15 protein-coding genes are annotated in these 15,912 nt (G+C 33.0%); 11 read left to right on the top strand and 4 right to left on the bottom strand.

Going from position 1 to position 15,912, the window contains the following annotated elements:
- The first annotated feature begins 112 nt into the window (after nucleotides 1-112).
- Nucleotides 113-1,054, top strand: coding sequence for a beta-ketoacyl-ACP synthase III (locus SBL15_RS01485; RefSeq protein ID WP_037538680.1), 942 nt, complete (start codon nucleotides 113-115; stop codon nucleotides 1,052-1,054).
- Nucleotides 1,055-1,067: 13 nt separating this feature from the next.
- Nucleotides 1,068-2,312 (top strand): beta-ketoacyl-ACP synthase II, encoded by a 1,245-nt coding sequence (gene fabF, locus SBL15_RS01480; RefSeq protein ID WP_107612345.1) that lies wholly within the window; start codon nucleotides 1,068-1,070, stop codon nucleotides 2,310-2,312.
- A 74-nt stretch (nucleotides 2,313-2,386) separates the two neighbouring features.
- Here fabF and SBL15_RS01475 read toward each other — a convergent pair whose 3' ends face one another.
- Nucleotides 2,387-2,764, bottom strand: a complete 378-nt coding sequence (locus tag SBL15_RS01475) for a DUF3899 domain-containing protein (protein ID WP_107612343.1) — start codon at nucleotides 2,762-2,764, stop codon at nucleotides 2,387-2,389.
- Between the two features lie 251 nt (nucleotides 2,765-3,015).
- Here SBL15_RS01475 and opp3b point away from each other — a divergent pair, with 251 nt between their 5' ends.
- Genes opp3b through SBL15_RS01450 form a run of 5 tightly spaced genes read left to right on the top strand, consistent with a single transcriptional unit; the run spans nucleotide 3,016 to nucleotide 8,726 of the window.
- Nucleotides 3,016-3,942, top strand: a complete 927-nt coding sequence (gene opp3b / locus SBL15_RS01470; protein WP_037549066.1) for an oligopeptide ABC transporter permease — start codon at nucleotides 3,016-3,018, stop codon at nucleotides 3,940-3,942.
- On the top strand, nucleotides 3,942-5,009 hold the full coding sequence (gene opp3C, locus SBL15_RS01465; protein WP_107613601.1) for an oligopeptide ABC transporter permease: 1,068 nt from the start codon (nucleotides 3,942-3,944) through the stop codon (nucleotides 5,007-5,009). Before opp3b ends, opp3C begins: the two co-directional genes overlap by 1 nt.
- Nucleotides 5,010-5,026: 17 nt before the next feature.
- Nucleotides 5,027-6,106 carry an ABC transporter ATP-binding protein gene (locus SBL15_RS01460; RefSeq protein WP_107614150.1) on the top strand — a complete coding sequence of 360 codons (1,080 nt, stop codon included), beginning with the start codon at nucleotides 5,027-5,029 and terminating at the stop codon, nucleotides 6,104-6,106.
- On the top strand, nucleotides 6,099-7,040 hold the full coding sequence (locus tag SBL15_RS01455) for an ABC transporter ATP-binding protein (protein ID WP_107611396.1): 942 nt from the start codon (nucleotides 6,099-6,101) through the stop codon (nucleotides 7,038-7,040). Before SBL15_RS01460 ends, SBL15_RS01455 begins: the two co-directional genes overlap by 8 nt.
- A gap of 27 nt (nucleotides 7,041-7,067) precedes the next feature.
- Nucleotides 7,068-8,726, top strand: coding sequence for a peptide ABC transporter substrate-binding protein (locus SBL15_RS01450; protein ID WP_317954975.1), 1,659 nt, complete (start codon nucleotides 7,068-7,070; stop codon nucleotides 8,724-8,726).
- A gap of 50 nt (nucleotides 8,727-8,776) precedes the next feature.
- On the opposite strand, the gene trpS is transcribed toward SBL15_RS01450, so the two are convergent.
- Nucleotides 8,777-9,766: a tryptophan--tRNA ligase gene (gene trpS, locus SBL15_RS01445; protein WP_011276231.1), complete on the bottom strand. Its 990-nt coding sequence runs from the start codon at nucleotides 9,764-9,766 to the stop codon at nucleotides 8,777-8,779.
- 288 nt (nucleotides 9,767-10,054) lie between these two features.
- Between trpS and spxA the strand changes: the two genes are divergently transcribed.
- From spxA to pepF, 4 genes are all read left to right on the top strand, one after another.
- Nucleotides 10,055-10,450: a transcriptional regulator SpxA gene (gene spxA, locus SBL15_RS01440; protein WP_011276230.1), complete on the top strand. Its 396-nt coding sequence runs from the start codon at nucleotides 10,055-10,057 to the stop codon at nucleotides 10,448-10,450.
- Between the two features lie 198 nt (nucleotides 10,451-10,648).
- Nucleotides 10,649-11,371 carry an adaptor protein MecA gene (gene mecA, locus SBL15_RS01435; RefSeq protein ID WP_037535464.1) on the top strand — a complete coding sequence of 241 codons (723 nt, stop codon included), beginning with the start codon at nucleotides 10,649-10,651 and terminating at the stop codon, nucleotides 11,369-11,371.
- A gap of 101 nt (nucleotides 11,372-11,472) precedes the next feature.
- Entirely contained in the window at nucleotides 11,473-12,432 is a 960-nt protein-coding gene (locus SBL15_RS01430) for a competence protein CoiA (protein WP_317954972.1), read from the top strand.
- A 64-nt stretch (nucleotides 12,433-12,496) separates the two neighbouring features.
- Nucleotides 12,497-14,305, top strand: coding sequence for an oligoendopeptidase F (gene pepF / locus SBL15_RS01425; protein ID WP_317954970.1), 1,809 nt, complete (start codon nucleotides 12,497-12,499; stop codon nucleotides 14,303-14,305).
- 408 nt (nucleotides 14,306-14,713) lie between these two features.
- Here the strand turns inward: pepF and yjbH are convergent, their stop codons facing one another.
- On the bottom strand, nucleotides 14,714-15,511 hold the full coding sequence (yjbH, locus tag SBL15_RS01420; protein WP_037535471.1) for a protease adaptor protein YjbH: 798 nt from the start codon (nucleotides 15,509-15,511) through the stop codon (nucleotides 14,714-14,716).
- A 23-nt stretch (nucleotides 15,512-15,534) separates the two neighbouring features.
- On the bottom strand, nucleotides 15,535-15,900 hold the full coding sequence (locus SBL15_RS01415) for a truncated hemoglobin YjbI (RefSeq protein WP_107611391.1): 366 nt from the start codon (nucleotides 15,898-15,900) through the stop codon (nucleotides 15,535-15,537).
- Nucleotides 15,901-15,912 lie beyond the last annotated feature (12 nt).

Raw genomic sequence — 15,912 nt, 5'->3', positions numbered from 1 at the left:
AATTTATTTAATGAAATCTGTGTTTGTGAAAGGGTAACTACTTGAGTAGTGGTAAAAAAATGTGTTAAATTAATACCTGGTATTAAAAAATGAAGTAAGAAGGTGTACGTTCATGAACGTAGGTATAAAAGGATTTGGTGCATATGCGCCAGAGAAAGTCGTTGATAACGCTTATTTCGAAAGTTTTTTAGAAACTTCAGATGAATGGATTTCTAAAATGACTGGAATTAAAGAGAGACGCTGGGCTAGTGAAGATCAAGATACATCTGACTTAGCATTCGAAGCTAGTAAAAAAGCGATTGAAGATGCAGGAATCACACCTGCTGATATAGATATGATTATTGTTGCAACTGCTACTGGAGATATGCCATTTCCATCGGTTGCCAATATGTTGCAAGAAAAATTGGGAACACGTAAAGTACCAACAATGGATCAATTAGCTGCATGTTCTGGATTTATGTATTCTATGATTACAGCAAAACAATATGTTCAATCAGGTGATTATAAAAATATCCTAGTAGTTGGTGCAGACAAATTATCTAAGATTACTGATTTAACAGATCGTTCAACAGCAGTCCTTTTTGGTGATGGTGCTGGTGCAGTAGTTATTGGAGAAGTTTCAGAAGGACGAGGTATCATTAGTTATGAAATGGGATCTGATGGTAACGGTGGAAAATACTTATACTTAAACAAAGATACTGGTAAACTAGTAATGAACGGACGAGAAGTCTTCAAGTTTGCGGTAAGAATTATGGGTGAAGCATCAACACGAGTGGTTGATAAAGCTGGTCTACAATCAGATGATATTGATATGTTTATACCTCACCAAGCAAACATTAGAATTATGGAATCAGCTCGAGAAAGACTAGGTATAGAGAGAGAAAAGATGAGTGTATCTGTTAATCGCTTTGGTAACACATCTGCTGCCTCAATACCTTTAAGTATTTCACAAGAATTAGAAAATGGAAGAATTAAAGATGATGACACACTAGTATTAGTAGGTTTTGGTGGTGGCCTAACATGGGGCGCTATGGTTATCAAATGGGGTAAATAGGAGGATATAATGTATGACTGAGAATAAACGAGTTGTAATTACTGGTATGGGTGCATTATCACCTATTGGCAATGATGCCCAGACAAGTTGGGAAAATGCCTTGAAAGGTGTTAATGGAATCGATACTATTACTAGAATAGATACAGAAGATTATAATGTTCATTTAGCAGGTGAACTTAAAGATTTTAATATTGAAGACCATATTGAAAAGAAAGAAGCTCGACGCATGGATCGTTTCACACAATATGCGGTAGTTGCAGCACGTCAAGCAGTTGAAGATGCTAAATTGGACATCAATGATGAAACTGCTAATCGCATAGGTGTATGGATTGGTTCAGGAATTGGTGGTATGGAAACGTTTGAAACAGCACATACAACACTTCAAAATAAGGGTCCAAGAAGAGTAAGTCCATTCTTCGTACCTATGTTAATTCCTGATATGGCAACTGGCCAAGTATCAATTGATTTAGGTGCAAAAGGGCCAAATGGCTCTACAGTTACAGCATGTGCTACTGGTACAAACTCAATTGGTGAAGCATTTAAAATTATACAACGCGGCGATGCAGATGCGATGATAACAGGTGGTACAGAAGCACCAATTACACACATGGCACTTGCAGGATTCAGTGCTAGTCGTGCCTTATCTACAAATGATGATAAAGAAACAGCTTGCCGTCCATTCCAAGAAGGTCGAGATGGCTTTGTTATGGGTGAAGGTGCTGGTATTTTAGTGATTGAATCATTAGAATCGGCACAAGCGCGTGGTGCTCAAATCTATGCTGAAATAGTTGGTTATGGTTCAACTGGTGATGCATATCATATTACAGCTCCCGCTCCTGAAGGTGAAGGTGGTTCACGTGCAATGCAAGCAGCACTTGATGATGCAGGTATTGAAGCAAAAGATGTTCAATATCTTAATGCACATGGCACGAGTACACCTGTAGGTGATATGTATGAAATCAGAGCGATCAAGAATACCTTTGGAGATGCTGCTAATCAACTAAAAGTTAGCTCTACTAAATCAATGACTGGTCATTTATTAGGTGCTACTGGTGGTTTAGAGGCTATCTTCTCAGCATTATCTATTCGTGACTCTAAAGTCGCACCAACTATTCATGCGAATACACCAGATCCTGAATGTGATCTAGACATCGTTCCAAATGAAGCGCAAGATTTAGAAATTACTTATGCAATGAGTAACAGTCTAGGCTTTGGTGGTCATAATGCAGTATTAGTATTTAAGAAATTTGAAGATTAATTTTGGAAAAATGATATTAGATCAAGGACACTAATTGATAATGTCCTTGGTCTATTTTTTGTATATAGAATGATTTAAAGTAGAAATGAAATTATTATTGTCATCACAAAGTATGCAATATTACATATTAAAGCTGGAGCAATCCATGTAGATATAAAATAATGTTCCTTTTTAACTTGTTGAGGATTTAAAAATTCATCATCCGCCATTGTTCTCTTTTTTGAACGAGACGATAGTTGATATCTTATTCTTCTAAAACCATAGCTCGTTGCATCAAAAATGCCCTCTTGAACTAATAAAATGAAAAAAATGGCGATGAATATAATAAGAGATAAATAAAAAAGTGTATTAATATATGAAATAAGAGTATGATTTGTAAATATAATCCACAGTATCATAGATAAAATGGGAGTAATTATCAACCATATCATCCAGTTCTTTAAATTCTTCATAATAAAGCCCCCAGTTGACGATTTAATTTATTGTAACTTAAATTTTATAAATTATATATTCTTATTTATAGTTAGAATAAAAAAGACTGTCAAAGTAATCCTTAAAATGTTTTTATTTAAACGCTTACTTTTTTTAATTTTGTGAAAATTATATTGCAATTATATGAAAATTATATATATAATGTTACTAAATATTTCTGAAAATTTTGAAGGGAATGTTAATTTTGAAAATTCAATAAGGGGGTTATTTAATGACGCGATATATTTTTAAACGTTTGGGATATATGTTTTTATCGCTTTTCATTATTATTACAATTACATTTTTCTTAATGAAATTAATGCCCGGTTCACCATTTAACGATGCGAAACTAAGTGCTGAGCAAAAGGCGATCCTTAATGAAAAGTATGGTTTAAATGATCCGGTTGCCATTCAATATCTTCATTATTTAAAGAATGTCGTAACTGGAGACTTTGGGTATTCATTCCAATATCATAATCAACCGGTATGGGAGCTTATAAAACCGAGATTGATTCCTTCTATGGAAATGGGTATTACAGCTATGATTATCGGGGTTATTTTAGGGTTAATCCTTGGTGTAGCAGCAGCTACTAAACAAAATACCTGGGTAGATTATACAACAACTATAATTTCAGTAATCGCAGTATCAGTACCATCATTCGTATTAGCCGTACTTTTACAATATGTGTTTGCGGTACGTTTACGTTGGTTCCCAGTAGCTGGGTGGGAAGGATTTTCAACAGCAGTCTTACCTTCACTAGCATTGTCCGCGACAGTTTTAGCAACAGTAGCAAGGTATATACGAGCAGAAATGATAGAAGTATTAAGTTCAGATTACATATTATTAGCACGTGCAAAAGGTAACTCTTCTATAAGAGTGCTATTTGGACATGCATTACGTAATGCATTAATTCCAATTATTACTATTATTGTACCAATGTTAGCAAGTATATTAACTGGTACATTGACTATTGAAAATATTTTTGGAGTACCAGGTCTTGGGGACCAATTCGTTAGATCGATTACAACGAATGATTTCCCAGTTATCATGGCTACAACAATATTATTTAGTACATTATTTATTGTTTCAATCTTTATTGTAGATATTCTTTACGGAATTATTGATCCTAGAATTCGTGTGCAAGGAGGTAAAAAATAATGACAAATGATAAATTTGAAAAGCCGTTGGATGATCATTCAAACGCGGCGATGACACATACCTCTGAAGGCATTGCAGCTTCTGATTTTGTTATTAGAGATTTAGATTTAAATAAAGAACCTGAAATGCAACGAGAAAGTAAAAATTTCTGGCAAGATGCATGGGCACAGCTAAAACGAAATAAACTTGCTGTAATAGGGATGATTGGCCTTATACTTATAATAATTTTAGCTTTAGTTGGTCCACTAATAAGTAAACATGATTATGCTGAACAAAATGTCGATTATCGAAATCTTCCAGCAAAAATTCCCGTATTAGACAAGGTTCATTTTTTACCATTTGATGGTACAGGTTCTGACGGTAAAGATGCTTATGTAAAAGTGGGAGCTAAAGAAAATTATTGGTTTGGAACAGATCAACTAGGTAGAGATTTATGGACACGTACATGGAAAGGCACTCAAATTTCTCTAGTTATTGGTATTGTGGCTGCCTTATTAGATATTTTTATCGGAGTAGTATATGGCGCTATTTCAGGATTTTTTGGTGGGCGAGTAGATGATGTAATGCAACGTATTTTGGAAATCATTGCTTCAATTCCAAACCTTATTGTAGTAATTTTATTCGTACTTATTTTTGAACCTTCTATTTGGACGATTATACTAGCCATGTCAATCACAGGTTGGTTAGGAATGAGTAGGGTTGTTCGTGGTGAATTCTTAAAATTAAAAAACCAAGAATTTGTAATGGCATCAAGAACTTTAGGCGCATCAAAATTCAACTTGATTTTCAAACATATTCTCCCTAATACATTAGGGGCTATAGTAGTAACATCTATGTTTACTGTCCCAAGTGCGATTTTCTTTGAAGCATTCTTAAGTTTCATTGGTATAGGTGTCCCTGCACCACAAACCTCATTAGGATCTTTAGTTAATGATGGTCGTGCAATGTTATTAATTCATCCACACGAGTTATTCATTCCAGCAACAATTTTAAGTTTATTAATTTTATTTTTCTATCTATTTAGTGATGGTTTACGCGATGCATTTGACCCTAAAATGCGTAAATAATAAAGGAGGCACACGTTATGTCAGAAAGAGTATTAGAAGTCAACGACTTGCATGTTTCCTTTGATATTACTGCTGGGGAAGTGCAAGCGGTTAGAGGCGTAGATTTTTATTTGAACAAAGGTGAAACGTTAGCAATAGTGGGAGAGTCTGGTTCTGGAAAATCAGTAACCACTAAAGCGATTACAAAGCTATTCCAAGGAGATGCAGGCCGTATTAAAAAAGGTTCAATTGATTTTCTTGGTGAAGATTTAGCAAATAAATCTGAGAAAGAATTAATTAAATTACGTGGAAAAGATATTTCGATGATATTCCAAGATCCAATGACATCACTCAATCCGACGATGCAAATTGGGAAACAAGTAATGGAACCTTTAATTAAACATCGTAATTATAGTAAATCTGAAGCAAAAAAACGTGCTTTAGAAATTTTAAATTTAGTTGGATTGCCTAATGCTGAAAAACGTTTCAAAGCATACCCACATCAATTCTCTGGTGGTCAAAGACAAAGAATTGTTATCGCAACAGCTTTAGCTTGTGAACCTAAAGTATTGATTGCAGATGAACCAACAACAGCATTGGATGTAACAATGCAAGCTCAAATTTTAGATTTAATGAAAGATTTGCAGAAAAAGATTGATACATCAATCATATTTATTACACATGACTTAGGTGTAGTAGCTAATATTGCAGATAGAGTAGCAGTAATGTACGGTGGACAAATGATTGAAACAGGTAATGTTGAGGAAATATTTTATGACCCTAAGCATCCTTATACATGGGGATTATTATCATCAATGCCTGATTTAACTACTAGTAATGATACAGAACTAATTGCGATTCCAGGTACACCACCTGATTTATTACATCCTCCTAAAGGAGATGCATTCGCACGTAGGAGTCAGTATGCTTTAGATATTGACTTTAAACAAGAGCCACCTTGGTTCAAAGTGTCGCCGACTCATTTTGTTAAGTCATGGTTATTAGATGAACGTGCACCTAAAGTAGAACCGCCTGAGATGGTTAAACAAAAACAACGTCATATGCCAAATAATTATGACAAACCACGTCAAGTAGAAAGGGTGTCGTTCAATGAATAATAAAGAAACTTTATTACAAATAAAAAATTTAAAACAATACTTTAACGAAGGTAAGAGAAATGAAGTTAGAGCCATTGAAGACATTTCTTTCGATATATACAAAGGAGAGACATTAGGATTAGTTGGAGAGTCAGGATGTGGTAAATCAACTACTGGAAAAGCAATTATAAAGCTAAATGATATTACAAGTGGAGAAATTTTATATGAAGGACAGGATATTCAAAAAATTTCTAAGCGTAAAGATTTATTAAAGCTTAATAAAAAGATTCAAATGATTTTCCAAGATCCATATGCATCACTTAATCCTAGATTAAAGGTCATGGATATCGTTGCAGAAGGTATTGATATACATAAATTAGCAAGCAGTAAAAAAGACCGTAAACGACGTGTTTATGACTTACTTGAAACGGTAGGTTTAAGTAAAGAACATGCGAATAGATATCCACACGAATTTTCTGGTGGACAACGTCAACGTATCGGTATCGCGCGTGCGCTAGCAGTGGAACCGGAATTTATTATTGCGGATGAGCCTATTTCAGCTCTAGACGTATCAATACAAGCTCAGGTAGTTAATTTAATGTTAAAACTTCAGCGAGAAAGAGGAATTACCTTCTTATTTATTGCCCATGATTTATCAATGGTTAAATATATTTCTGACCGTATTGCGGTAATGCATTTTGGGAAAATTGTTGAATTAGGTTCAGCTGACGAAATTTATTATCACCCATTACATGATTATACGAAATCATTATTATCAGCGATTCCTCAACCTGACCCAGATAGTGAGAGAACACGTAAACGTGTAGCATACCAAGAAGATGAATCTAAAAATTCTGAGCGAAAACTTCAAGAAATAAGACCAGATCATTATGTTTTTGTAACTGATGAAGAAGCTGCTCAATTAAAACAAGAACATCAAACGCAAAGCGTTTAAATGCAGGGGAAGGAGGATGAATTTACTATGAAATCTTTAAAATATATAGCAACTTTATTAATGGTGATTTTAGTACTTTCAGCTTGTAGTAATAATAAAAGTTTATATTCAGATGATGGCCAAGTCTTTAGAAAAGTTATTACACAAGATATAAGTACTTTAGATACGGCATTAATTACAGATGCAGTATCAGGAGATATAGCTGGCCAAGCATTTGAAGGCCTATATTCAATTGATAAAGGCGATAAGGTTACTTTAGGTGTAGCTAAAGAAATGCCTAAAAAAAGTAACGGGGGCAAAACTTTAACAATTAATTTAAGAAAAAATGCTAAGTGGTCTAACGGTGACCCAGTAACTGCGGATGACTTTGTTTATGCATGGAGAAAAGTTGTGGACCCCAAAACAGCATCTGAATTTGCTTACATAATGAGTGATATTAAAAATGCAGATTTAGTTAATTCAGGAAAAAAACCAGTGAGTGAATTAGGAATTAAAGCACTAGATAAATATAAACTTCAAGTTGAATTAGAAAAACCTGTGCCTTATATAAATGAACTATTGGCTTTAAATACTTTTGATCCTCAAAATTCTAAAATTGCCAAAAAATATGGAGAAAAATATGGTACAAAAGCCGATAGAGCAGTTTATAATGGGCCTTTTAAAGTAATTAATTGGCAAGTGGAAGATAAAATTCAACTTGTAAAAAATGACAAGTATTGGGATAAAAAGAATGTTAAATTAGATAAAGTAAATTATAAAGTACTAAAAGATCAACAAGCTGGTGCATCATTATATGATACAGATTCGGTTGATGATACGATCGTAACATCTGAGCAGGTTAACAAATATAAAAATAGTAAAGCATTGAACCATCGTTTAACTGCTGCTACATTCTATATTAAAATGAATGAAAAAACTGTTCCGGAATTTAAAAATAAACACTTAAGATTAGCTATTGCGCAAGCTATTAATAAAAAAGGATATGTAAAATCTGTTTTAAATGACGGTTCTTTAGCCTCAGACAATTTCACTGGTATTGGAACTGCTAAAACACCAGACGGCAAAGATTTCGCAAGTACAGTTTCATCTCCATTAAAATATGATACCAAAGAAGCAAAACAAAATTGGGAAATTGCACAAAAAGAATTAGGTAAAAAAGAATTTACTTTTACTATGAATACTCAAGACACCCCAGCAGCGAAGATTGCTGCTGAATATATAAAATCGCAGATTGAAACAAATTTACCTGGTGTTACTCTAAAAATTAAACAAATGCCATTTAAACAAAAAATAACTCTAGAGTTAGCAAATAATTATGAAACGTCATATGCAGGGTGGAGTCCTGACTATCCAGACCCAACGGCTTTCTTGGAAATAATGACAAAAGGTAATGCTCAAAATAATACTGATTGGGGTAACGAAGAATACGATAATCTTATCAAAGAAGCTAATGGTTCTTTACTACGTGAACCTGATAAGAGAAATGAAGCTTTACAAAAAGCTGAAAGTATTTTACTTCACGACGCACCAGTTGCACCTATATATCAAAAAGGTGAAGCACATTTAACTAATCCACAAGTTAAAGGGTTACAGTATCACAAAGTAGGCCCAGATACTACACTTAAGCACGTGTATATCGATAAATCTATTGATCGTGAAACAGGTAAAAAAAAGAAAAGTGAATAATAGAAATAGCCATGGGAATCATTCCCATGGCTATTTCTATTACTAATGTATTATCTTTTACGTCCCAGTCCCATGGCACGTTCCATTTTTTTCAATGTTTTGAATGACGCTTTTTGAGCTTTATCGCGACCATGATCTAGGATGTCATCTAGTTTATCTGAATTGTAAAATTCATTATATTTTTCTTGGAAGTTAATTAAGAAATCTTTGACGATTTCTGATAAGTCTGTTTTGAACTTACCGTATCCTTCATTTTCGTACTTAGCTTCTAAATCTTTAATAGACTCATTTGTTAAGCTAGAGTATATTGTTAATAAATTTGAAATACCTGGTTTGTTATCACGATCAAATTTAATAATTCCATCTGAATCTGTTACAGCACTTTTAATTTTCTTTGCTGCCACATTAGGCTCGTCTAGTAATGAAATAAAGTTTTTCTGATTATCATCACTTTTACTCATTTTCTTCGTTGGGTCTTGTAAACTCATGACGCGACCACCTACTTTAGGCATACGAATTTCTGGTTTAACCAAAATGTCATTATAACGACTATTAAAACGTTCGACTAAGTTACGTGTTAATTCCATATGTTGCTTTTGGTCTTCACCAACTGGAACAATATTAGTATTGTATATCACAATATCTGCAGCCATTAATGGTGGGTAAGTTAGTAATCCTGCTGGAATACCATCAGTACGTTTTTGAGCTTTATCTTTATATTGAGTCATACGTTCAAGTTCTCCAACACTTGAAATTGTTGTGAGCATCCAACCTGCTTGCACGTGTGCTGGTACTTCAGATTGTATAAATAAGGTAGCTTTTTCTGGGTTTATGCCAGATGCTAAATAAATAGCCGCAAGTTGACGGATTTGTTTACGTAATTTGATTTTATCTTGTGGCACAGTAATTGCATGTTGGTCGACGATGCAAAAATAACAATCATAATCATTTTGTACATCAGCAAATTGTTTTAATGCCCCAATATAATTACCGATTGTGGGTATTCCACTAGGTTGAATTCCTGAAAATAATGTCTCCATATTAGATGCCTACTTTCTTAGTTTTAATTCATATTATTTAAATTATAACAGTATTTCTTTAAAATGTAAGTTATGTTAGTATGTAGTTATACGTTAATTCTAAGCCTTTAAATTTAGGTTTTTAGAAAATTTGAGATTTCTCAGAAAAATTAGGATTTTCTCATTTAATTTTAATGTTAGTTGGTTATACTAACATTGTAAGGTTAAGAGGACTAAATAAATTATCATTTCTTAATCAATAAATTCAAAAATAATGAATAATATTCATTCAATAGGAGAGTGAGATGTATGGTAACATTATTTACTTCACCAAGTTGCACATCTTGCCGTAAAGCGAAAGCATGGTTACAAGAACATGACATTCCATATACGGAGCGTAACATTTTTTCTGAACATTTAACAATTGATGAAATCAAACAAATTTTAAAAATGACTGAAGACGGTACTGACGAAATTATTTCTACTCGTTCTAAAACATACCAAAAATTAAATGTTGACATTGATTCTTTACCACTACAAGATCTTTATGCGATCATTCAAGATAATCCAGGACTATTACGTCGTCCAATTATTCTAGATGAAAAACGTTTACAGGTTGGCTATAACGAAGATGAAATCAGACGTTTCTTACCTAGAAAGGTTCGTACTTTCCAATTACAAGAAGCGCAACGTCTTGTTGATTAATTTTAAAATTTAATTGAAGATTATAATAATATGAAACAGCACTATTTTAGTGCTGTTTTTTGTAACTCAAAAAGGGAATATGTTAGTATATATAACGATTGTAAAATAGTTAAATTTAATCAAACAAATAAATTGTAATTTCCACCACGTTCTAATACAATATGGTTACTATTCATCGACTGTAAGGAGTGAGATGATATGAGAATAGAACGCGTTGATGACACAACAGTCAAATTATTTATAACTTATAGTGATATTGAAGCTAGAGGATTCAGTCGAGAAGATTTATGGACTAACCGTAAAAGAGGCGAAGAATTCTTCTGGTCAATGATGGATGAAATCAATGAAGAAGAAGACTTCGTAGTTGAAGGACCTCTTTGGATACAAGTACATGCCTTTGAAAAAGGTGTGGAAGTTACGATTTCTAAATCTAAAAATGAAGAAGCTATGAATATGTCTGATGAAGATGCAAATGAGCAATTTGAAGAACAAGTTAACGAATTACTTGCAAATACATTAGAAAATGAAGAGAGCATTGAAGATTTATTCGAACAAAGAGCACAACAACAAAAGCACTCTCATAAGTCTGAACAAAAACAAACGAAACAACGTCCGAACATAAGAACAGTTATCGTTAAATTTGATGATTTAGAGCAAGTTATTAGTTATGCATATCACCATAATTTATCAACTGATGAATTTGAAGATTTATTATATATGAATGACAATAAATATTACTATGCTATTCACTTTGATGAATCAGTCAGTCAAGAAACGATTAACGATAGTTATAGTCAGATGTTAGAGTTTGCATATCCAACAGATAAAACTGAAGTATACTTAAATGATTATGCTAAGATTATTATGAGTCATAATGTAACTGCTCAAGTGAGACGTTATTTCCCAGACACAGTTGAATAATGAAAGTTTTTACCGAGGCAATGAATATTGCTTCGGTTTTTTTGTGTTGAGAAGTAAAATCACCATTTCATACGTTTAATCTTATGAGGTGAGTGAAATTTATGTTAATCGCTATAAATCAACAAGGCGAGCAAGTATATGCACATCGTGCAAAGAAACAGGACAGCTATTATTGTCCGCATTGTAGCTCACAACTATTATTAAAGTGTGGCACAAAAAAAATCCCGCATTTCGCGCATAAGGTTGATAGCGTATGTTATTGTGCAAAACAAGAATCCGAACAACATTACTTTGTAAAGTGTTTTATTGCGAAAATGTTATCACAACTGCATTATCACGTTCAAATTGAACCTTATTGTCCAACTATTCAACAATACCCAGACATACTAGTGAATTCAAAATACGTAATTGAAATTCAATTTTCTAGAATAGATATTGAAGAGATCATAGAACGAACAAAGGGATTTAAACAGCTGAATATGGAAGTCATTTGGTTAATTCAAGATTGTCGATATCATAGGGGAAGGCTATATCTCAATTCATTTCAAGCACATTTTATACATCCAATAAACAGGTGTTTATATGCATGGAATCAAAAGAACAAGTGTGTTGTTTTATATAGTCAAATTCAGCATATTGGTGGCAAACAATTTATCGCAAAACAAACAGTAATTGAAATCAACGAATTAGTGAATCAGATTAGTATCATGTCTACGCCATATCAACACATTTTCAAGCTAACTAAATCTGAAATACATTATTACTTGAATCAATGTAGAAGGAAAAATTCCGTCCTTGAACCATCGTTAAGCGCAATGTACCATTTAAGATTAACAGATGAAGCTGTTTATCATAACTTCGGCTACATATTCCCTTATCAACTTTATATTGAGAATCATCCAGTTCAGTGGCAATTACAATTTAAATTATTTAATGAACAAGAGTGTGATGTACATCAGTGTTTAAAAGCCTTTCTTAAATTTAGGCAGATGTACCTTAACACTATTTCTATGGATTATGTTGTCTCAGAACTTATTAATCATTACATTAAATATAGTTAAAACGTGCAATTCATAGGGAATAATGAGAAAATTATAACATTAGTTATTATAGGAGGTTTACTATATGAGTCAACAATTAACAAGAGAAGAGCAAGAACGTAAATATCCAAATGATACGTGGGATTTAACAACGATTTTTAAAAATGATGAAGCTTTTGAAGAAGCATTAAAAGAGGTTGAAGGTTATCTAGGTAAAGAAGAGCAATTTAAAGGGCACTTAGCAGATAGCGCTGATACATTATATGATGCGCTTGCATTAGAAGATGAAATTGGTACTAAACTAGAGAAAGTATATGTGTATGCACATTTAAAACAAGACCAAGATACTTCAAACGATAAATATACAGGATTCGAGTCACGTGCACATCAACTTATAATTAAAATTAGTTCCGCATGGAGTTTCTTAGTACCAGAAATTCTTCAAATTGATGAAGATAAACTTCAATCATTTATCGAAACTAATGACAACTTAAAACGTTATGAATTTGATTTAAAACTTATCAATGAAAAACGACCACACATTTTAGATGCCGAGCAAGAGAAATTACTTACTGAGGCTCAAGATGCACTATCTACACCAAGTAATGTGTACGGTATGTTTAGTAATGCAGATTTAGAATTTGAAGATGCAGTAGATAAAAATGGTGAAAAACATCCATTAACACAAGGAACTTTTATCAAATATTTAGAATCTGATGATCGCGAGTTACGTCAATCAGCATATAATAATTTATATAAAGCTTACGGTGCTTATAATAATACTCTAGGTTCAACATTAGCAGGGGAAGTTAAGAAGAATGTCTTTAATGCTCGAACACATAACTATAAAACAGCTCGTGAGCGTGCGTTAAGTAATAATCATATACCAGAAGAAGTCTATGATAATTTAGTGAAAACTGTGCATAAATATTTACCATTACTGCACAGATACACAAAACTAAGAAAAGAATTATTAGCTGTTGATGAGCTGAAAATGTACGATTTATATACGCCAATGGTTAAGGACGTTAAATTTGAAATGCCTTATGAAAAAGCAAAAGAATGGATGTTAAAAGCGTTAGAACCTATGGGTGAAGAGTACCTTGATGTAGTAAAAGAAGGTTTGAATAATCGATGGGTCGACGTTTATGAAAATAAAGGTAAACGATCAGGTGCTTACTCATCTGGTGCACATTTAACTAATCCATTCATTTTATTAAATTGGTCAGATACTGTATCTGATTTATATACGCTTATCCACGAATTTGGTCATTCAGCACATAGTTATTTCAGTCGTAAACATCAACCATCTAATTCTAGTGATTATTCAATCTTTGTTGCTGAAGTTGCATCAACTTGTAATGAGGCATTACTAAGTGATTACATGGATAAACATTTAGACGATGAACGTCGTTTATTATTATTAAATCAAGAACTTGAAAGATTCAGAGCGACTTTATTCCGTCAGACTATGTTCGCAGAATTCGAACATAAAATTCATCAAATTGAAGAAGCAGGCGAACCATTAACTGCAACACGTATGAATGATGAATATGCTAAATTGAATAAACAATACTTTGGTGATGTTGTTGAAACAGATGACAATATTAGCAAAGAATGGTCAAGAATCCCTCATTTCTATATGAATTACTATGTATATCAATATGCTACTGGATATAGTGCAGCTCAAAGTTTAAGTCATCAAATTTTAACTGAGGGTAAACCTGCAGTTGAAAGATATATTAATGAATTCCTGAAAAAAGGAAGTTCTAATTATCCAATTGAGATTCTGAAAAATGCCGGTGTGGATATGACTTCACCAGAACCTATTGAGCAGGCTTGTGAGGTCTTTGAACAAAAATTAGATGCTTTTGAAAAACTTATGAAAGCTTAGAATGACTGTATCCGTTTACAATATGTTAAGTTTGTGACAATTTTAAAATAAGGGGTCTTTAATATTGAAACACCTATGTTAGCGTGTTATATTATGAACATGAAATTAATCACATAACAAACATACCCCTTTGTTTGAAGTGAAAAATTTCTCCCATCCCCTTTGTTTAGCGTCGTGTAATCAGACACGGCGTTTTTTTTATACTCTTTTTTAATAACTACCACTATCAATTAATTCCCCATTGTAGATAAATTTTTCATTGTACTTCGACGCCACTACTATACATTGCAATTGATTTATATAACAATAATAGAAACAGAGTCGTTCAACCTTAAATTGATGTGTACACAAAAATAAGCCACCCAATGCATGAATATAATCATCATTGAATGGCTATTGTTAGCTATCCTATATTCTAGGCATTTTTGATTGCCAAAAATCTCCTTCAGGATATTGAAGTTTTTCTACTTTTTGTTGTAACGCCAATTTCTTAAGTTCTTTTGTCATTAACTTTTCGGGCCACTCATATATGGTCAATAGTTCTTCCATAGTAACGAGTTGTTTCTTTTGAATATAATGCTCAATTTTGGGTGGAAGATTTTTTTCAATTGGCGTACCCATTAATTCATTAATAATATATGTGTAAATGTGATATGGATATAATCCTTCTACTTTCAGGCCTTCCTCATGAACATCTTCACTGAAGAATACGAGTGAAGGTGCTTGCTCAATTTCCATTTCTCGAGCAATGTGTAAATCTATTTTTAAACTTTCGGTTAATTTGCTTTTTTGTAAATCTTCTTTGAATTCATTGTAATCTAAACCTGCATTAATGATGCAGTCACAAATCATTTCTTCCGTAATAATATCCTTCTTAGGAATAATTTCATTTTGCATTAAATGGATGAAACGTTCCGCTCTTAAACGACCTTGTAATTCAGCCGCTTTATAAGCTAAGGCGATATTATCAAAATCAGATGTACTTTGCGCTTGGCACTTAGTAAGTACTTTCAATGAAGGGTTTAGAATATGTCTGATACGGATATATTGATTATATTCAATTCTTAATTTAGAAATAATCGCTGATAATTTAAAGCAATCTGTATTAAATGGATCAAAAAATGAATAAATTTCAATTTTATTTACAGGTGACAGATTAGCATCTTCACGACTTCTATTGTCTACAATTTTTAGTTCTTCAGCCATGTTTTACTCACCTTCAATTATATTTAGGAATTTACCATGTGGTTAGCGGTTAGACGTAAACGTTCATATAAATAGTCTCCAACATCAGCTGGAAACTGTGCTTCGGTTATTGCAGTATGCATATTTTCTAACCATGCATCTCTTTCATAAGTTGTAATTTTAAATTCCATATGTCTCTTTTTTAACATCGGATGTCCATGTTCTTCAGTATATAGGTTCGGTCCACCTAGAAATTGAGTGAGAAATTGCTTTTGTTTTCTACTCGTTTCGGCAAAATCCCCAGGGAACAAATGATTGATTCTGTCATCTTTCTCAACTAGAGCATAGAAATGATCAATCATATTATAAAGTGCTGTTTCACCTATAATATCGTATGGCGTTTTAGACATAATATCACCAAT

The sequence above is a fragment of the Staphylococcus sp. NWU MKU2 genome (assembly GCF_033283605.1).
Classification (GTDB): domain Bacteria; phylum Bacillota; class Bacilli; order Staphylococcales; family Staphylococcaceae; genus Staphylococcus; species Staphylococcus haemolyticus.
Note: the sequence above shows the minus strand (reverse complement) of the source record. Positions and strands in the feature narration are given on the sequence as shown.